Genomic DNA, 2,056 nt, shown 5'->3' with positions numbered 1-2,056 from the left:
ACGCCAGGCTGCGCAACGGCGTTCAGGTCCAGCTCGACGGCGTGACCAAGAACCTGGTGTTCTACGCGCCGGACACGGTTCGGGTGAACGCCAATCTCGGCCGAAACCATTGGACCGCGCCCAGCCTGGTCGTGCCGACCGCGCCAGGCCCGGTGACCTTCGCGGTGGAGGACACGGCGACGACGCTGGTCCTGACCAGCGCCAAGCTGCGCGTCGAAATCAGCAAGGCGACAGGCGCGCTTCGTTTCCTGGATCCCAGGGGCAAGCTCTACACCGAAGAGAACGCCGAAGCGCCGCAACGCCTCAAGCCGGTGACCATCTCGGGCGCGCCGAGCTACGAGGCGGTCAACAGTTTCGTGCTTCGACCCGACGAGGCCATCTACGGCTTCGGCTTCACGGGCGACGACGCCAGCAATCGGCGCGGCAAGGATCTGCTGCTGGTCCAGACCAATGTCGGCATCATCATTCCGGTGATGATGTCGTCGCGGCGTTACGGCGTCCTGTGGGACACCTACTCGCAGATGCGTTTCAAGGACGAGGCGGGCGACGCCTCTCTGTGGGCCGAGAGCGCGCCGGGCGGCGTCGACTACTATTTCATGGCCGGGGACACGCCCGACGCGGTGGTCGGCGCCTACCGCACCCTCACCGGCGCGGCGCCCATGTATCCCAAGCAGGCGTTCGGCCTGTTCATGAGCAAGGAGCGCTACAAGACCCAAGACCAGTTGCTCGAGGTCGCGCGCACGTTCCGCGAGGATCGATTCCCGCTCGATTACATCGTCCAGGATTGGCAATACTGGGGATCGGACAAGGATGGCAGCTGGAGCGGGATGATCTGGGACCCGGTCCGCTACCCCGATCCGGCGGGCATGGCCCGCCAGCTTCACGACATGAACCTCAAGCTGATGGTGTCGATCTGGCCGTCCATCGGCGACGACACCCCGCTCGCCCACGAGCTCGACAGCCGCGGGCTGCGCTTCGCGCCGCCGCACTGGATTTCGAAACACGCCCGCGTCTACGACGCCTACAGCCCGATCGGCCGGCAGATCTATTTCAAGCACATCAAATCCGGCCTGCTCGACAAGGGCGTGGACGCGCTCTGGATGGACGGTACCGAGATCGAGGTGAGCAGCGCCATGTGGAACGCCGCCGACAATGTCCGCGACACCAAGGCGCTCGGCTCGAACGCCCTGGGCGACTTCACGCGCTACCTCAATCCCTATTCGCTGGTGACCACCCAGGGGACCTACGACGGCCAGCGGGCGACCAGCGACAAGCGAGTGTTCACCCTGACCCGTTCGGCCTGGGCCGGCGCGCAACGCACGGCGGCGGCGTCGTGGAGCGGCGACATCTTCTCCAGCTGGAAGACCTTCAAGCAGCAGATCGCCGGCGGCGTCGACGTCACGGTCACCGGCAACCCCTATTGGACCCAGGACACCGGCGGCTTCTTCGTGACGGAATTCCCCGGCGGCGAGCGGAATGCGGAATGGCGCGAACTCTATGCGCGCTGGATGCAGTTCGCGGCGTTCAACCCGATCATGCGCATCCACGGCACCAGCGTCGAACGCGAGCCCTACCTGTTCAAGACGCTGGATCCGGCGGTGTACGCCTCGTTGTCCGACAGCGCGCGCCTGCGCTATCGCCTGCTGCCCTATACCTATGGGCTGAGCTGGAAGGTCACGTCAGACCACTACACCCTGATGCGGCCGCTGATGATGGACTTCCCGGATGACCGGGCGACCGACAGCATCGACGACAGCTTCATGTTCGGGCCGTCGTTCCTGGTCCATCCCGTCACCCGCGCGATGTACAATGTCAGTCCGCCCCCGGCGGCGACGATCCCCAGCCAGTATCTGCGCACGCCCGACGGCAAGACCGGCCTGGCGGCGCAGTATTTCGAGGGCGCGAACTTCGAGACCCCGAAAGGCAAGTTGGTCGACGAGAAGATCGACCACACCTGGCCTAGCCCGCCGCTGGCCGAAATCCCCGGCGGACTTGCCAAACTCGAAGATTTCTCCGTCCGCTGGGACGGGGCGATCGTGGCGCCCGAGGACGGCGA

1 protein-coding gene is annotated in these 2,056 nt (G+C 65.7%); it reads left to right on the top strand.

Annotated elements, in window-relative coordinates; translation table 11 throughout:
• Positions 1-2,056 (top strand): TIM-barrel domain-containing protein (locus tag PMI01_RS06255; RefSeq protein WP_007665574.1); only part of this gene is annotated, 2,056 nt, incomplete at both ends.

Source organism: Caulobacter sp. AP07, assembly GCF_000281955.1.
Taxonomy (GTDB): Bacteria; Pseudomonadota; Alphaproteobacteria; order Caulobacterales; family Caulobacteraceae; genus Caulobacter.
Note: the sequence above shows the minus strand (reverse complement) of the source record. Positions and strands in the feature narration are given on the sequence as shown.